We start from the raw sequence: 308 nt of genomic DNA, 5'->3' as shown, positions 1-308 counted from the left end.
CCGGAAAACGGAAAATGTGACCTTATTGTTATCTGTGAGATTGAAGAGCCGGAACAGATTTCTCAGAATGGACATTATTTATCTGTTAATCTGGGACTTCATAATCTGATGACCTGTTATGATTCTGGAAATGGCAGGGCTTTTATCCTGGGAAGAAAGTATCTTTCTTTGGAAAGATATTTTCATAAAGAAATCGCCAGAGTGCAGTCTGTATGGTATGCACAGCAGTCTGAAAGAGGAATAAAATATCCAAAATCATCGAAACATATCCAGAGACTTTACAGGAAAAAGCAGAATGCAGTAAAGGA

Annotated in this window: 1 protein-coding gene; it reads left to right on the top strand. The window is 37.7% G+C overall.

Translation table 11 applies throughout. From position 1 onward, the window contains the following. Positions 1 to 308 (top strand): transposase (locus tag GT674_RS12560; protein ID WP_161286021.1); only part of this gene is annotated, 308 nt, incomplete at both ends.

This window comes from Blautia sp. BIOML-A1 (assembly GCF_009883055.1).
Lineage (GTDB): Bacteria > Bacillota > Clostridia > Lachnospirales > Lachnospiraceae > Blautia_A.
The sequence above is the reverse complement of the archived record's forward strand: the minus strand, read 5'-3'. Positions and strand labels throughout refer to the sequence as shown.